This is a genomic window from Rhodopseudomonas sp. G2_2311, from assembly GCF_047501505.1.
Lineage (GTDB): Bacteria > Pseudomonadota > Alphaproteobacteria > Rhizobiales > Xanthobacteraceae > Rhodopseudomonas > Rhodopseudomonas palustris_H.
Genome location: NZ_JAZDRK010000002.1, coordinates 347597 through 363378 on the forward strand (window position 1 = coordinate 347597; position 15782 = coordinate 363378).

General features: G+C 67.5%; 13 protein-coding genes and 1 riboswitch. Of the genes, 6 read left to right on the plus strand and 7 right to left on the minus strand.

Annotated features, from left to right (window positions below; all coding sequences use genetic code 11):
* Nucleotides 1–2 precede the first annotated feature (2 nt).
* The 4 genes from cobW (at nucleotide 3) to VRZ08_RS04595 (ending at nucleotide 7130) form a co-directional block, all read left to right on the plus strand.
* Entirely contained in the window at nucleotides 3–1007 is a 1005-nt protein-coding gene (cobW, locus tag VRZ08_RS04580) for a cobalamin biosynthesis protein CobW (RefSeq protein ID WP_346296367.1), read from the plus strand.
* Nucleotides 1008–1140: 133 nt separating this feature from the next.
* On the plus strand, nucleotides 1141–4878 hold the full coding sequence (cobN, locus tag VRZ08_RS04585) for a cobaltochelatase subunit CobN (protein WP_414531713.1): 3738 nt from the start codon (nucleotides 1141–1143) through the stop codon (nucleotides 4876–4878).
* Nucleotides 4875–5501, plus strand: a complete 627-nt coding sequence (gene cobO, locus VRZ08_RS04590) for a cob(I)yrinic acid a,c-diamide adenosyltransferase (RefSeq protein ID WP_414531714.1) — start codon at nucleotides 4875–4877, stop codon at nucleotides 5499–5501. The genes cobN and cobO overlap by 4 nt, the downstream gene beginning before the upstream one ends.
* A 144-nt stretch (nucleotides 5502–5645) precedes the next feature.
* Nucleotides 5646–7130: a cobyric acid synthase gene (locus VRZ08_RS04595; RefSeq protein ID WP_414531715.1), complete on the plus strand. Its 1485-nt coding sequence runs from the start codon at nucleotides 5646–5648 to the stop codon at nucleotides 7128–7130.
* On the opposite strand, the gene cbiB is transcribed toward VRZ08_RS04595, so the two are convergent.
* Both cbiB and VRZ08_RS04605 read right to left on the minus strand, forming a co-directional pair.
* Nucleotides 7103–8074: an adenosylcobinamide-phosphate synthase CbiB gene (gene cbiB, locus VRZ08_RS04600; RefSeq protein WP_414531716.1), complete on the minus strand. Its 972-nt coding sequence runs from the start codon at nucleotides 8072–8074 to the stop codon at nucleotides 7103–7105. The genes VRZ08_RS04595 and cbiB overlap by 28 nt on opposite strands.
* A gap of 1 nt (nucleotide 8075) precedes the next feature.
* Nucleotides 8076–8888, minus strand: coding sequence for an ABC transporter substrate-binding protein (locus tag VRZ08_RS04605; RefSeq protein WP_414531717.1), 813 nt, complete (start codon nucleotides 8886–8888; stop codon nucleotides 8076–8078).
* Nucleotides 8889–8951: 63 nt separating this feature from the next.
* Here VRZ08_RS04605 and cobD point away from each other — a divergent pair, with 63 nt between their 5' ends.
* On the plus strand, nucleotides 8952–9941 hold the full coding sequence (gene cobD / locus VRZ08_RS04610) for a threonine-phosphate decarboxylase CobD (protein WP_414531718.1): 990 nt from the start codon (nucleotides 8952–8954) through the stop codon (nucleotides 9939–9941).
* A gap of 11 nt (nucleotides 9942–9952) precedes the next feature.
* Here cobD and VRZ08_RS04615 read toward each other — a convergent pair whose 3' ends face one another.
* The 5 genes from VRZ08_RS04615 to VRZ08_RS04635 all read right to left on the minus strand — a co-directional run bounded on the left by VRZ08_RS04615 (nucleotide 9953) and on the right by VRZ08_RS04635 (nucleotide 14217).
* The gene (locus VRZ08_RS04615; RefSeq protein ID WP_414531719.1) at nucleotides 9953–10732 is read right to left on the minus strand and encodes an ABC transporter ATP-binding protein; all 780 of its coding nucleotides are present in this window, start codon (nucleotides 10730–10732) and stop codon (nucleotides 9953–9955) included.
* Nucleotides 10729–11754 carry a FecCD family ABC transporter permease gene (locus VRZ08_RS04620; protein WP_264054215.1) on the minus strand — a complete coding sequence of 342 codons (1026 nt, stop codon included), beginning with the start codon at nucleotides 11752–11754 and terminating at the stop codon, nucleotides 10729–10731. The genes VRZ08_RS04615 and VRZ08_RS04620 overlap by 4 nt, the downstream gene beginning before the upstream one ends.
* 7 nt (nucleotides 11755–11761) lie before the next feature.
* Nucleotides 11762–12820: a HoxN/HupN/NixA family nickel/cobalt transporter gene (locus tag VRZ08_RS04625; protein WP_107342909.1), complete on the minus strand. Its 1059-nt coding sequence runs from the start codon at nucleotides 12818–12820 to the stop codon at nucleotides 11762–11764.
* A gap of 72 nt (nucleotides 12821–12892) precedes the next feature.
* A riboswitch (cobalamin riboswitch) is annotated at nucleotides 12893–13108 on the minus strand.
* Between the two features lie 51 nt (nucleotides 13109–13159).
* Nucleotides 13160–13483 (minus strand): DMT family transporter, encoded by a 324-nt coding sequence (locus VRZ08_RS04630; protein WP_414531720.1) that lies wholly within the window; start codon nucleotides 13481–13483, stop codon nucleotides 13160–13162.
* Nucleotides 13480–14217 carry a class I SAM-dependent methyltransferase gene (locus VRZ08_RS04635; protein ID WP_414531721.1) on the minus strand — a complete coding sequence of 246 codons (738 nt, stop codon included), beginning with the start codon at nucleotides 14215–14217 and terminating at the stop codon, nucleotides 13480–13482. The genes VRZ08_RS04630 and VRZ08_RS04635 overlap by 4 nt, the downstream gene beginning before the upstream one ends.
* Nucleotides 14218–14369: 152 nt before the next feature.
* Between VRZ08_RS04635 and VRZ08_RS04640 the strand changes: the two genes are divergently transcribed.
* Entirely contained in the window at nucleotides 14370–15593 is a 1224-nt protein-coding gene (locus VRZ08_RS04640; protein WP_107354206.1) for a DUF3419 family protein, read from the plus strand.
* Nucleotides 15594–15782 lie beyond the last annotated feature (189 nt).

The following is a 15782-nucleotide window of genomic DNA, read 5'->3' on the forward strand; positions in this document are numbered from 1 at the left end:
TCATGACCGCCCGCGTTCCCGTCACGGTGCTCACCGGCTTTCTCGGCGCCGGCAAGACCACGCTGCTGCGCGCGCTGCTCAATCAGTCGAGCGGCCGCCGCATCGCGGTGATCGTCAATGAATTCGGCGATGCCGGTTTCGACGGCTCGCTGGTCGAGGATTGCGGCGCGTCGGTGTGCGCGCCGGGCGACATCGTCGAACTCACCAACGGCTGCATCTGCTGCACGGTCGCCGACGATTTCATCCCGACGATGGAAAAGCTGCTGAACCGCGACACGCCGCTCGACGCGATCGTGATCGAAACCTCCGGGCTGGCGCTGCCGCAGCCGCTGCTGAAGGCGTTCGCCTGGCCCGCGGTGAAGACGCGCGCCACCGCCGACGGCGTCGTCACGGTGGTCGACGCGCTGGCGCTGAGCGAAGGCCGGGTGCCGCTCGACGACGATGCGGTGAAGGCGCAGCGCGACGCCACGCATGACGATCCGATCGAGGAAGTGTTCGAGGACCAACTCGCCTGCGCCGATCTGGTGGTGTTGTCGAAGAGCGATCTGGTCGCGCCCGACCAGCTTGCCGCGCTCGAAGCCAAGCTGGCGAGCCGGGTGCGGCCGAACGTCCGCATCGTCCGCTCGCATGGCACGCTGGCGCCGTCGGTGCTGATCGGGCTCGATGCCGAAGCCGAGAATGATCTTGCATCCCGCGCCGGCCATCATGCCGAAGGCGAGGAGCACGATCACGACGATTTCGACTCGCTGGTGATCACGCCGCAGCCGGCGGAGACGCTGGACGCCATGAAGGCGCGCGTCGGCGATGCGCTGGGGCTCGAGGGCGTGCTGCGCGTCAAGGGCCATGCTCGGGTCGCCGGCAAGCCGGCCCCGGTCGTGGTGCAGGCGGTCGGCTCGCGCATCGATCTCGCCTTCGCCCGTCCCGATGCCGAGCGTCCCGACCATCTGGTGGTAATCGGCCTCAAAGGCTTCGACGCCGACGCCGCCCGCCGCGCGCTGGCGGGGTAGTTCATATGCCTCTCCCCGTCATTGCGAGGAGCGAAGCGACGAAGCAATCCAGGGGCATCGGCCCCGAGTCTGGATTGCTTCGCTTCGCTCGCAATGACGTAGAGAGGGTGGTCGCACAGCAACGGTGCTCCAGATGCACCTGAAGCTCGACACCAGCGTCAGCATCGACGACGGCGATGTCGCGCGCGATCTTGGTCAGGCGACGGCCGATATCGTGGTGTTGTCGGCGGCCGACAGCGATCTTGCGGCGTTCGGTGCTGCGCGGGCCGGAATGCCGGACGACTATCCGACGCTCCAGCTCACCAATTTTCTGGCGCTCGGCCATCCGGCCTCGGTCGATCTTTATGTCGAGCGCACGCTGGCGAAAGCCAAGCTCGTCATCCTGCGGATGCTCGGTGGCGAGGCCTACTGGCCGCATGGCGTCGACAGCCTGCGGCGCGATGCGCTGGCGCGGGGCGCGCAGTTCGTCTGTATTCCGGGCGAGATGGAGTGGAATGCGGAGCTGGCTGCGCGTAGCACCGCCGATCTCGACGATGCTCACGCGCTGTGGCGCTATTGCAGCGAGGGCGGCGCCGAGAACATCCGCTTAGCGCTGCGCTACGCCGCCTGGATGATCCTGCGCGACGACTGCCCGCCGCCGCCGCGGCCGATGCCGGCCGCAGGGGTCTGGCCGGCCGAGCCCCTGCCATCGCAGCGCCGCCGCGCGTTAGTGATCTTTTATCGGGCGCTGGCGGCGAGCGGCGACACCGCGGCGATCGCGGCGCTGCGTGACGCCCTGGCTGCGCGCGATTTCGATCCAACCTGCATCTTCGTGACCAGCTTGAAGGATGCGCGCTCGATCGCGTTCCTGCGCAGCGTGCTCGCCGCGACGCCGCCGGACGTCATCATCAATGCCACCGCGTTTGCGACCGCCACCGCCACGGACGATTCCGGGGTACTGGCGTCGGCGGATTGCCCGATCCTGCAGGTGGCGCAGGCCGGGGTGACGCGCGAGCATTGGGAGCAATCCGGCCGCGGTCTCAATCCGCGGGACCTCGCCATGCATGTCGTGCTGCCGGAGGTCGACGGCCGTGTCTTCGCCGGCGCCGTGGCCTTCAAGCAGCGCGGCGGCGACGCCGAATTCGCCCCGACCGTGTATCAGCCGCTGCAGGACCGGATCGATGCGGTCGCGGATCTGGCGCAGGCCTGGGTGCGGCTGCGGCATCAGCCGCGCGACCAACGCCGCGTCGCCATCGTGCTCGCCAACTATCCGAATCGCGACGGCCGGCTCGGCAACGGCGTCGGCCTCGACACGCCGCAATCGCTGCACGACCTGCTGTTCACGCTGCGGACGGAAGGCTATCTCACCCGCGAGCTGCCGGCCGACACGGCGGCGCTGATGGAGCGGCTGCAGCGCGGCCCGACCAACGAACTGAAGGGCCGCGCTGATCGGGACGGCGGCGTGAACTGGCCGGTGGCGAACTACGCGGCGGCGTTCGCGGAGTTGCCGCAGGCGGTGCGCGATGCGGTGACCGCGCGGTGGGGCGCGCCCGAGCAGGATCCGCATGTGGCCGATGGGGCCTTCCGTCTCGGCCTGCATCGCTTCGGCAACATCCTGGTCGGGGTGCAGCCGGCCCGTGGCTATGCAATCGATCCGAAGTCCAGCTTCCACGATCCCGAGCTGCCGCCGCCGCATCATTATGTGGCGTTCTATCTGTGGCTGCGGCAGGTGTTCGGCGCCGAAGCGGCGATCCACCTCGGCAAGCACGGCAATCTCGAATGGCTGCCGGGCAAGAGCGCCGGGCTGTCGCGCGACTGTTTCCCGACTGCGCTGCTCGGGCCGCTGCCGCATCTCTACCCGTTCATCGTCAACGATCCCGGCGAGGGCATCCAGGCCAAGCGGCGCAGCGCTGCGGTGATCGTCGATCATCTGACGCCGCCGATGACACGCGCCGAGCTGCATGACGAGATGGCGCGGCTGGAAGCGCTGGTCGACGAATATGCGATGGCGGCCGATCTCGATCCGACACGCGCGGACGCGATCGCCGAGGACATCATTTCGCTGGCACGGGCGACGCGGCTCGACGAAGACGTGGCGATCGATCGCGACACCGCGACGCTCGATGCGTTGCGCGCGATCGATGCGCATCTGTGCGATCTGAAAGAGATGCAAATTCGCGACGGCCTGCACGTGTTCGGCCGCACGCCGCTCGCCGCCCCGCGCGACGAACTTCTGGTGTCGATCGCGCGTCTGCCGCGCTCCGAACTGAAGCCGCAGGATGCCTCGCTGCATCGCGTGCTGGCGCGGGACCTCGGACTCACCAACCCCGACGGGACCGAATTCGATCCGCTGACCCGCGATCTGGCTGTGCCCTATGCCGGACCGCGCCCAACAGTCCTCGCCGAGCTGAGCGATCGGCCATGGCGGACCCATGGTGACACCGTCGAGCGCGTCGAAGCGTTGGCCTTGCGGTTGGTGTCGGCTCTTCATCAAGCTTCACCCTCTCCTGCGGGCGATGAGGAGAGACTGCCTCACACTCAGCCCGTGCTCGACTGGATCGCCACATCGCTGCGTCCAGCGATCGAGGCGTCCGGCGATGCCGAGCGCGACGCGCTGCTGCGCGGGCTCGACGGGCGGTTCATTCGGCCGGGGCCCTCCGGCGCGCCGACCCGCGGCCGGCCCGATGTGCTGCCGACGGGGCGTAATTTCTTCGCGGTCGATGTCCGCGCGGTGCCGACGCCGTCGGCGTGGCGGATCGGCCAGCTCGCCGCCGAGCGGCTCATCGAATCCTATTGGCAGGAGGCCGGCGAATGGCCGCGCTCGATCGCGCTGTCGGCGTGGGGCACCGCCAATATGCGCACCGGCGGCGACGATGTCGCGCAGGCGCTGGCGCTGATCGGTGCGCGGCCGACCTGGGAAGATGCCACCGGCCGCGTGACCGGTTTTGCGATCGTACCGCTGTCGGAGCTGCGGCGGCCGCGCGTCGATGTCACCTTCCGCGTCTCCGGACTGTTCCGCGACGCCTTCCCGGTGCAGATGGACCTGATTGCCAGCGCAATTGCAGCGGTCGCGGCGCTCGACGAACCTGATGACGCCAATCCGATCGCTGCGCAGGTCCGCCTCCGCATCGACCAATTAGTTCGAACGGGTGTCGATCCCGAGCTGGCGAAGAAGCAAGCCGGCGCGCGGGTGTTCGGCGCGCGGCCGGGCACGTACGGAGCCGGGCTGCAGGCGATGATCGATGACGGCGGCTGGAATAATCGCGATGATCTTGCGGGCGCTTATCTTGCCTGGGGCGGCTATGCCTATGGGGCGGGGCAGGACGGTGCCGAGGCCGCCGATGCGTTCGCGGCACGGCTGAAGGCGGTCGATCTGGTGGCGCAGGCGCAGGACAATCGCGAGCACGACATTCTCGATTCCGACGATTACTACCAGTTCATCGGCGGTCTCGCCGCAACGGTCGAAAGTCTGCGCGGGCAGGCACCCCGGATCGCCCATGTCGACACGTCGCGGCCCGAAGCGCCGCTGCCGCGGACGCTTGCGCATGAGGTCTCTCGCGTGGTGCGGGGCCGCGCCGCCAACCCGAAGTGGATTCAGGGCGTGATGCGCCACGGCTACAAGGGCGCCTCCGAGATCGCCGCCACCGTGGACTATCTGTTTGGCTTTGCGGCTTCGACCGACGCCGTCGGCAACCGTCATTTCGACCTGCTGTTCGCCGCTTATCTCGAAGACGACGCGGTGCGCGAGTTTCTCCGCGACGCCAATCCGGCGGCGCTGCGCGATATCGTGGCGCGGTTCGACGAGGCGATCCGCCGCGGGCTGTGGACGCCTCGTTCCAACCGAGCGGCCGACCTGCTCGCCGAAATTCTCACTCCCAAGGAAGCTGCATGACCGATCCTCTGCCCGCCCGCGACGAAAACGTCCGCCACGCCGAAAAGGCGAAGAAGCGGAAAGCCGCGCACGACAAGAAGCTGGAGGGAATGACCGACAGCAAGGGGCTGATCATCGTCCACACCGGCACCGGCAAAGGCAAGACCTCGGCCGCGCTCGGCATGGTGTTCCGCCATATCGGCCACGGCATGCCGGTCGGCGTGGTGCACTTCACCAAGTCGGAGAAGTGGAACACCGGCGAGGCCAAGCTGCTGGCGAAGTTTCCGGAGCTTGCGACGTTGCACATCATGGGTGAGGGCTTCACCTGGGAGACACAGGACCGCGAACGCGACATCGCCGCGGCGCGCGCCGGCTGGGAGCGCGCCAAGGAATTGATCCGCGACGACCGTCATCGCATGGTGCTGCTCGACGAACTGAACATCGTGCTGCGCTATGATTATCTGCCGATCGAAGAAATCGTCGCGGTGCTGCTCGATGAGAAGCCGGCCGACAAGCACGTGGTGATCACCGGCCGCAACGCCCACCCGGCGCTGATCCAGATCGCAGACCTCGTGACTGATATGACGTTGGTGAAGCACCCGTTCCGGACCGGCGTGAAGGCGCAGAAGGGCGTGGAGTTTTGAGCGCGCGGCAGAGCCCCAAATATGTCATTCCGGGGCGCCGCGCAGCGGCGAACCCGGAATCCAGAAGTGCAGAACTCCTCGAGATTCCGGGTTCGCGCCTGTCGGCGCGCCCCGGAATGACGGCCACGTGATGAGAAAGCTGCGATGACTATCACCCCCGCCCTCATGATCCAGGGTACCTGCTCCAATGCCGGCAAGTCGACGCTGGTGGCTGGGCTGTGCCGGTCGTTGGTGCGGCGGGGGCTCAAGGTGGCGCCGTTCAAGCCGCAGAACATGTCGAACAATGCTGCGGTGACGGTCGATGGCGGTGAAATCGGCCGGGCGCAGGCGGTGCAGGCGCGCGCGGCCAAACTGCCGCCGACGGTGCATATGAATCCAGTGCTGCTGAAGCCGGAGACCGACACCGGCGCGCAAGTGATCGTACAAGGCAAACGGTTCGGCCGGCTCGGCGCGCAGCACTTCCTCGACAAGAAAGCGGCGCTGCTGCCGCATGTGCTCGACAGCTTCGCGAGGCTCGCACGCGAGGCCGACATCGTGCTGGTCGAAGGCGCCGGCTCGCCGGCGGAGATCAATCTCCGCGCCGGCGACATCGCCAATATGGGCTTCGCGCAGGCCGCAAACGTGCCGGTGGTGATTGCCGGCGACATCGAGCGTGGCGGTGTGATCGCAAGCCTCGCTGGCACGCATCTGGTGCTCGACGAGGCCGAGCGGGCGCTGGTAGCTGGCTATCTGATCAACAAATTCCGAGGCGACGCGCGGCTGTTCGATCATGGGCTGACGGCGATTACCGAGCTGACCGGCTGGCCGTCGCTCGGCGTGGTGCCGTGGCTGCCGAGCGCGGCGTTACTTCCGGCCGAGGACGCGGTCGATCTCGACCGGGCGCAGGCCTCGGCGGCAAAGCGCATCATCGCCGTGCCGATGCTGGCGCGGATTGCTAATTTCGACGATCTCGATCCGCTTGGCATGGAGCCGGGCGTCAAGCTGTTGTTCGTGCCGCCGGGCACGCCGATCCCGGCCGAAGCCGACGTGGTGATCATTCCCGGCAGCAAGTCGACGCTCGGTGATCTCGCGTTTCTGCGTGCACAGGGCTGGGATATCGATATCGCCGCGCATGTCCGCCGCGGCGGTCATCTGCTCGGGCTGTGCGGTGGCTATCAGATGCTCGGGCGCAGCATCGCCGATCCGGATGGTGTCGACGGCGCGCCCGGCACGGTCGAAGGGCTCGGTCTGCTCGACACCGTCACGATCATGCAGGGCGACAAGTCGACCACATTGGTCCACGGTGCCCATGTTGCGACCGGCGCACCGGTCGACGGCTACGAGATTCATCTTGGCCGCACCGAGGGACCGGATTGCGCGCGGCCGGTGGTGACGATCGACGGCCGGCCCGACGGTGCGATTTCAAGCGACGGCCGGGTGCAGGGCACCTATCTGCACGGCCTGTTTACGAACGACGAGTTCCGCCGTGCTTGGCTTGCTGATCTCGGCATCGCCTCGCAGCTCGCCTATGAGGCGCAAATCGAAGCCGCGTTGGAGGCCCTAGCCGATCATCTCGAAGCGCATCTCGATGTCGACCGGATGATCAGGATGGCGCGGAGCCGTCAGAGCACGAACGCCAGCGCCGCGTAGATCACGGCCTGCAGCGCGCAAGCTGCGATCATCACCCGCAGTGCGCGGCCGATGTCGGCCGGCGTCGCCTCGCTGCGTGCTCCGGCGTTGAGATAAGGATCGTCGGTGATCTTGCCACCGTAGCTGCGAGGGCCCGCCAGCGCGACGCCGATCGCCGCGGCCATCGCCGATTCCGGCCAGCCGGCATTCGGCGAGCGATGCTTGCCGGCGTCGCGCCGCATCACGGCGATTGCTTGCTTGACCGAACCGCGGACGATCGGTGCCACCAGCGCGATCAGTAGACCCGACAGCCGTGCCGGAATCAGATTCAGCACGTCATCAAGTCGCGCCGCGGCCCAACCGAACGAACGATGCAGCGGCGTCAGATGTCCGATCATCGAATCGGCGGTGTTGATGGTCTTGTAGATCAGCAGACCCGGCAGCCCGAGCAGCGCCAGCCAGAACACCGGCGCGACCACGCCATCGGAGAAATTCTCGGCGCTGGATTCGATCGCGGCGCGGCAGACACCGGCTTTGTCCAGCGTCTGCGGATCGCGGCCGACGATCAGCGACACTTTTTCGCGGGCTTCCTTCAGGCCGCCGGACGCGAAGGCGTCGCGCACCCGTGCGACGTGGTCGTAGAGGCTGCGCTGCGCGATCAGCGTTGCGGCCAGCACGGCCGCGATCACCCAGCCGCCAGGCAACTGGCGCAGCGGCGCTTCGAGCAGCAGCCCGACCAGGCCGGCGACCGCGATCAGGAACAGGACTGCGACGATGCCGGCGACTTTCTTGGTCGTTTCGGACCAATCGTCGCGGTTGAGCGTGCGGTCGAGCCAGCCGATCATCGTGCCGATCAGCACCACCGGATGCGCCAGCCGCTTCCACAGCCAATCGGGATCGCCGATCAGCGCATCAAGCACCAGCGCCACCACGACGATCAGCAGCGCGTGGAAATCCACCAACATGTCAACGCTCCACGCGGATCAGTTCCTCGGTCAGCCGGTCGAGCGCGTCGGCGAGCATCGGCCCGCCGCACACCGTCAGCCGTTCCGGCACCGTAATGCGCTTCGACTGCGGATAGAAGCGCTGCAGCGCCGGATGCAGCACGAAGGCACGGCCTTCGTCCTCGGCGAAATCGCTGTCTTCCGAGATCAGCAGAAAGTCCGGCCGTAACGCCACCACCGCTTCCAGCGACGCGAAGCCGCCGCGCTGCAGGCCGAGGCCGCTCGCAGCATTGCGCAGCCCGACAGTGTCGAGCAGCGTACTGATCAGGCTGTCGCGCCCCGATACCCAACCGCGCCGCGCCAGCGGCAGCACAGTGAGCTTCGTTCGCGACGCGGCCTGTTTGGCGCGCGCCACCGCAGCGTCAATACGAGCGATCGATGCGTCGGCCCGCTCGGGATGGCCCAGAAGATCGGCCATCTGCCGGATCTGCGCTTTGGACTCGTCGATCGTCTTCACCGAATCGAACTCGACGATGCGTTGGCCCATCTGCTTCAGGAGTTCGCGCGTCGCGCGTTTGGTGTATCGGCCGCCGACCACGAAGTCCGGCTTCAGCATCAGCACGTCTTCGGCTTCGCCGGACAATTGCGGAAATCGCGCTGCTTGTGCGGCAAGGAAGGAGCGATCGGCATCGCGTGCATAGGGGCTCAGCCCGAGGATCTGATCGGGGTCGGCGAGCGTCAGCAGCAACTGATCGGTGCAGGCATTGATCGATACCACCTTGGGCGCAGCGGTTGCGCTCGCGTCAGTTGCGAGACTCGCAACTAACAGCATCATCAATCCGGCTAAAAAGCCTCCGAGCCTCTCGCGCTTTGGTCGCGATGGTGGCAAGACACGGTGATGAAGCACGGCGGCGATCTTACGGCGGCGATAGCGCGGCACGGCGGCGATGCTGCCGACTGGCTCGATCTCTCCACTGGCATCAATCCGCGTCCCTGGCCTATCCCAGACGTTGCCGCGGATGCTTGGGAGCGTCTGCCGTCGCAGGCCGACGAGACTGCGCTGTACGATGCCGCGCGCCAAGCCTACGAGGTGCCGGAGGAGTCCGGCATCGTCGCTGCCGCCGGCACGCAGGGACTGATTCAATGGCTGCCGTATCTCGCAGCGCCGGGCGGTGTCGCCATCGTCGGACCGACTTACGCGGAGCATGCGCTGGCTTGGCGGAATGCCGGACGGGAGCTTGTCGGCATCGCGTCGCTCGATGAGATTCCCGAACAGGCCCGCCACGCGGTGGTGGTGAGTCCGAACAATCCCGACGGCCGCATCGTCGAACCCGAGACCTTGCGCCGTGCCGCCGCACAGCTGCGCCGGCGTGGCGGTTGGCTGGTGATCGACGAAGCCTTTGCCGATGTCGATCCGTCTTTCACTGCGGCCGTGCTGACGCCCGAGCTGCCGATCGTTGTGCTGCGCTCGTTCGGCAAGTTCTACGGCCTTGCCGGCGTGCGTCTCGGGTTTGCGATCGCGGGTGAGGTAATTGCGAGGCGGATTGCGCTCGCGCTCGGGCCGTGGAATTGCTCCGGGCCGGCGCTGCGGATCGGCGCTGCGGCGCTGCGCGATCAGGCCTGGGCGATCGAGACGCGCGACGAGTTGCGCGAACAGGCGGCGCGGCTCGACGAGGTGCTGCGCGGCGCCGGCCTCGACACCGTCGGCGGCACGCCGCTGTTCCGGCTGGCGCGTCACCCCGAGGCGCATCGGTTGCATGAGGTTTTGGCGAAGCAGCGGATCTGGTGTCGAAGGTTCGACTGGGCGGACGATCTGCTCAGGTTCGGCCTGCCCGCCGATACCGCCGGGCTCGATCGGCTCGCTGCCGCGCTCGCCGCACCGCTGTAGCGGCGGCACCGTCAGGTTCCGGACCACGGCAGGATCACGCCAGTGTCCTGATACTGTGCCCGGTAGGCGCTGACGCGAAACACCTGTTGCATGATCTCGTCCGACAAGGCTTCGCTCGGCGCGCCATGGGCGGCGAGCCGGCCGCTCGCCATCACCAGCACGGTATCGGCAAAGCGCGCAGCGAGGCCGAGATCGTGGGTGACGACGATCACCAGCGTGCCGGCGTCGGCGGTGGTTCGCAAGGTCTGCATCACGTCGAGCTGATAGCGCGGGTCGAGCGAGGCGGTCGGCTCGTCGGCGAGCACCACCGGCGCCTCGACCGCCAGCACCCGGGCGAGCGCGACGCGGCTGCGTTCGCCGCCGGACAGTTCGGTGACAATGCGGTCCGCGAACTGCATGACGTCGGTCTCCGCCATCGCCCACGCCACCGCCTCGGCGTCATGCGGCGACAGCCAGGCCGGATCGGTGGCGCCGTGCGGAAACCGGCCGAGCGCGACGACGTCGCGCACCGGTAGCGGCCAATGCACCAGATGGCCCTGCGGCAGATAGCCGAAACGCTTGGCGCGCTCGCGTAGCGGCATCGTCGCCAGCGCCTCGCCGCCGATGGTGATTTCGCCTTGCGCCTCGACCAGGCCGGCGAGGGCGCGCAGCAGCGTGGTCTTGCCGGCGCCGTTCGGGCCGACCAGTGCGACCAGATGCCCGCGCGTCAGTGACAGCGACACTCCACGCAGCACTTCGCGGCCGGAGAGCGAGACGGCGAGGTCGCGCGCGGTGAGAAAGGCGGCACTCATGCGACGCCTCCACCCAGCGCGCGGCGTTCGCGCACGATCAGATACAGGAAGAACGGCACGCCGATGATCGAGGTCAGTACCCCGACCTTGATGTCGGTGCTGGCCGGGATCAGCCGCACCGCGATGTCGGCGGCGAGCAGCAGCGCCGCGCCGGCAAGCGCGCTCGGCAGCAGCACGCGGGCGGGATCGTGGCCGATCAAGGGGCGCACCAGATGCGGCGCGACAAGGCCGATGAATCCGATCGTGCCCGACACCGAGACGGCGCCACCGACGCCGAGCGCGGTGCCGGCGATCACGATCAGTCGCAGCCGGCCGACATTGATGCCGAGGCTCTGCGCGGTCTCTTCGCCGAGACTGAGGGCGCGGAACGCGGCGCGCTGGCTGAACAGCAGTACGCCGCCGGCGACAATGAACGGCAGCGCCAAGACGACGTGGCGGAAGCTGCGATCTTCCAGCGAACCGAGCAGCCAGAATGCGATTTCCAGGCTGGCGAACGGATTGGCCGACAGGTTCATCACCAGCGCGGTGGCGGCGCCGGCGAGGGCGGAGATCGCCAGCCCAGCGAGGATCAGCAGCAACAGGCTGGCGTTGCGCCCGGCGATTGCCAGCAGCACGAACACCGAGACGAACGCCATCGTGATCGCCGCCACCGGCAGCGCGAACGAGCGGACGTCGGCGAGCCCGAGCGAGATGATCAGCACCGCGCCGAACGCGGCCGATTGCGGCGCGCCGAACAGCGACGGCGACGCCAGCGGGTTACGCAGCAGGCCCTGCAGCGCCGCGCCGGACAGGCCCAGAATGCCGCCGATCGCCAGCGCCAGGATGGTGCGCGGCAGCCGGATCTCTTGCACGATGATCTGCTGCACCTCGCCGCCGAGCCCGACCAGCGCCTGCACCACGGTGAGCGGCGACAGCTTGACCGGTCCCACCGCGAGCGATCCGATCGCCAGCAGGGCCACGAGCACCGCGAGCGCAGCGGTAACGGCCGCTGCGCGCGAATTCGGTCCGGAACGTCGGGTCATACCGCGCTCATTTCTGCACGGTCGCGGCGGCCTGGTCGAGCCGGTGATAGCCGTTGAGGCGATAGATGATGGTGGAGACGATCCAGCTCGCCACGAACAGCGCCACGATGCCGTAGCCGAGCGCGCCGAAATTGGAGTTGAGCTCTTCGATCCACTCCCAGAACGCGCCTTCGAGATGGAAGCGCCCGGCGAGCAGCCCGAGCGTCTCGATGCCGCCGATCAGCAGCGCCACCAGCACCGACACGGTGGTGATGGTCATGTTGTAGTACAGCTTGCGGATCGGGTTGCGATACGCCCAGCCATAGGCGCCGAGCATCAGCACGCCGTCGAGGGTGTCGACCAGGGTCATGCCGGCGGCGAACAGCGCCGGGAACACCAGGATCGACCAGTGCGAAATGTTGCCGGAGGCGTTGGCGGCCAATCCGAACAGGCTGATCTCGCTGGCGGTCTCGAAGCCGAGCGCGAACAAAAGCCCGATCGGAAACAGCTGCCAGCTCTTGGAGACGAAGCGGAACAGCGGCCGGAACAGCCGCGCCAGCCAGCCGCGCTGCTGCAGCAGTTCGTTGATATCGTCGTCGTGCACGATCTCGCCGGCCTTGGCCTTCTTGAACGCGCGATACACGCCGCTCAGCACCGACAGATTGGCGATGGCGATCGCGAACAGAAACAGCGCCGACGCCGAGGTGCCGATCACCCCGCCGATTTCCCGATAGCCCGAGAATCGCTCGGTCAGCGAATTGGCCGCGATCGCGATTGCCAGCGACGCCACCAGCACCACGGTGGAATGGCCGAGTGCGAAGAACAGCCCGACCGCGACCGGCCGCTTGCCCTCCTGCATCAGCTTACGGGTGACGTTGTCGATCGCCGCGATATGGTCGGCATCGAGGGCGTGGCGGAGGCCGAGGCTATAGGCAAGCACCGCGGTGCCGATCAGCACCGGCTCGCCCGCGAAGGCGGTCAGCGCCCAGGCCCAGGCGGCGATATTGGCCAGCACCAGTCCGCCGAGCACGGCGATCAGGCGGAAGCGGAATCCATCGGAAGAAGCGGGCAGAACGAGATCGGTCATGGCGGTCTCCGGCCGGTGAGCAGCATCCTGTCACCTGTGCGGCGGACCGCTCCAGCCGCGCGCGCCGCACGGTGGAAGATGACGTGCTCAGGCCGGTCTCCTGGCTCACGGGTCGTCGCGATCCTTCGCCTTCCCGGGCAAGTGCCGCCCAGTGGCTGATTGAAGGATCGCTCGCCGCTCACAGTTGCGGGCGCAGCGCCGGATTTGGGTTTGCGGCCATAAGCTTGGGCCCGCACCGGCTTCCCTGTGCCGGACGATTCCCGGCACACCTGAACGGGCGCGATCAAATGGAAGCGGGCCTGCTTTGTCAATCGCCGCCTTGGTCGGGCGGCCGACAGTTCAGGCGGGCGTGCTGAGCTTGAGCCCGATCATGCCGGCCACGATCATCGACAGGCACAGCACCCGCACGCCGCTGGCCGGCTCACCGTACAGCGCCATGCCGACCACGATGCTGCCGGCGGCGCCGATTCCGGTCCACACCGCATAGACGGTGCCGAACGGCAGCGATTTCAGCGCGATGCTCATCAGGCCGAAGCTGGCCAAGATCGCGGCCAAGGTCACGACCGCGGGCCAGAACCGGGTGAAGCCTTCCGAATGCTTCAGCCCCAGCGCCCAGACGATCTCCATCAGGCCCGCGGCAAACAGCGCGAGCCAACCGGTCATGGCTTGTTGCGCGGCGGCAGCGTCAGCACGGCGCGCTGCGCATAGCCGCGATACGGCCGCTCGAACCGCAGGCCGGCGCCGGTGCGGGCCGCGACCTGCATCAGCACGGCCTCCAGGCTGTCGCGCGGGGTGACGTCGAACAGCGTCAGCCAGCGCCGCAGCAGGTTGCGCGCCACGGAAGGCAGGCCGCGCTGGTCGCCGAAATCGACGATGTGCAGCTTGCCGCCGGGCTTCAGATTGGCGACGGCGCGATCGATCACCGCGGTCCAGTCCGGGATCATCGACAGGCTGTAGGAGATCATGACGTGGTCGAAGCTGACCGCCTGGCCGAACACCGCCTGGGCGGTGAAGGCGGTGGCGTCGCCATGCGCAACCTTGACCCGCGACATCAGCCCGGCGCCTTCGATCGAACTGATCGCCGAGGTCAGCATCTCGGTCGACACGTCGAGGCCGAAGAATTTCGCCTCGCGGTAGCGCGTCGCCGCCTGGATCAGGTTGCGGCCGGTGCCGCAGCCAACTTCCAGCACGGTTTCGCCGGCCTTCGGCTGCAGCTCGGTAATCAGTTGATCGCGGCCGAGAAGATAGTACCGGCGGGTCAGGTCGTAGATGTGCCGTTGATAGCGGTACATCCGATTCATCCGCGAGGTCGCGTCGACCGGCCACGCCGGATCGGCGGTGAGTTCGTGGTGCGTCAGCTCGGTGCGCGGAAGATCGGTGCGAGTGAGCGTCGTCATGGCCTGCCACCCTGGTTCGGCATCATCCGCCTTCCATCGCGATTTCAGGCGACAGGGTGATGACAAGGGAGACGGCACTGATCAGTTCCCTGCTGTCGCAAAACTGCAGTGTTGCGCAGCTAATTTGGATCGATTGCCGAGTCGAGGATTTGATGAACACGCAGCAACTGATCGCGGACGCCGTCCGCAACAGCAAGGATCGCAGCGAGTCGACGCTGTGGGACGCTTTGTTTTCGATCTGGTTTCGTCGCCTGGTCTATACCCAGATCTGGGAAGATCCCGAGGCTGACCTCGCGGCTCTGCAATTGCCGATCGGCTCCACCATCGTGACGATCTCGTCGGGCGGTTGCAACGCGCTGTCCTACCTCACCGCCAAGCCGGCGCAGGTGTTCGCGGTCGATCTCAACGAGGCACACCTGGCGCTGCTCAAGCTGAAGCTCGCCGGCCTGCGGGCGCTGCCGGACTACGCGTCGTTCTGGCAGTTCTTCGGAGAGGGCACCGCGGCCGGTAACGCCGACCTGTATCGCCGGCGGCTGCGCCCCGCGCTCGATCTCGATGCCCGCGGCTTTTGGGATGAGCGCGACTTCCGCGGCCGGGCGCGCTACCGTTACTTCACCGACGGGTTCTATCGCCACGGTGCGCTCGGCCGCTTCATCGGCTTTGCGCATCTGCTGGCGAAGATCGCCAAGATCGACCTCAACGTGCTGCTGAAGGGCGCGCCGGACTCGCCGGAGCGGCAGGCGGCGCTGCAGCGCGTCGACCGGCTGTTCCACTCGCGGTTCGCCCGCATGCTCACCCAGACCCCGGCGCTGCTGTTCAGCCTCGGCATTCCGCCGCAGCAGCGCGAACTGCTCGGCGGCGACCAGCCGCTCAACGAGGTGCTGCATCAGCGCCTGCTCCGGCTGATCGACGTCTATCCCAACGAGACTAATTACTTCGCCTGGCAGGCGCTGAGCCGGAGCTATCCGGGGCCTGGCGACCGCTGCCTGCCGCTATACCTGCAGGAGAGCCGTTATCAGCAGATGCGCGCCGGCGCCGGGCTGGTGATCCCTGTGCACGAAAATCTGCGGGTGTTTCTGGAGAGCCTGCCGGCCCGCCAGATCGACGCCGTGGTGCTGCTGGACTCGCAGGACTGGATGGCGCCGGACGAAATCCGCGCGCTGTGGGACGCGATCGACCGCGCCGGCAAGGAGCAGGTGCGGGTGATCTTCCGCACCGCCGGCGCCGAATCCCCGCTTGAGACCGAGCCCCTGGCTCCCCTGCAGCAGACCTGGCAACGCGACGCCGAACGCAGCGCCATCGGCTTCGACCGCGACCGCTCCGGCATCTATGGCGGCTTCCACTGCTATGCGCGTCGGTCGGGGGCGGGGAGCTAGGCAGGACTACTGATGGGGTTCGTCCGAGGTGAGGCGGCCCGAACGAGTCCAGGCTCATTGATGGCAAGCTTCGCTTTTTGCGGCTGCCGACTCCATGCCGATCACGCTGCATTGAGCCCACCGCACAGGTACATCGCCGGTTGCGGACTGAGGACGGCGCAGCAGACGCGAGCACATCAGCCCCGGTGC